The following is a 272-nucleotide window of genomic DNA, read 5'->3' as shown; positions in this document are numbered from 1 at the left end:
ATGGCGAGGAAAAACTATCCAGAAGAGTTCAAGCGTGACGCGGTCGCGCTGTACCGGGACACTGAGGGCGCGACGATCACGGTGATCGCTGCGGAGCTCGGTGTCAGCCAGGCGACACTGTCGGCGTGGTGCAAGGCGGCCGGGGTGCCGATCCGGCATAGTCGGTCGGCCTCGACGGCCGCAGCGAGCCCAGGTTGCGAGACTCCGGAGCAGGAACTGGCGCGGCTGCGGGCCGAGAACAAGGCGTTACGCGCCACAGAGGCTCGGTTGTC

At 66.9% G+C, this 272-nt stretch carries 1 protein-coding gene; it reads left to right on the top strand.

Translation table 11 applies throughout. From position 1 onward, the window contains the following. Positions 1–272: transposase (locus F0Q45_RS27205; protein WP_149656725.1), on the top strand; the 272-nt coding region annotated here is incomplete at both ends.

The sequence above is a fragment of the Mycobacterium simiae genome (assembly GCF_008370645.1).
Classification (GTDB): Bacteria; Actinomycetota; Actinomycetes; order Mycobacteriales; family Mycobacteriaceae; genus Mycobacterium; species Mycobacterium simiae_A.
Note: the sequence above shows the minus strand (reverse complement) of the source record. Positions and strands in the feature narration are given on the sequence as shown.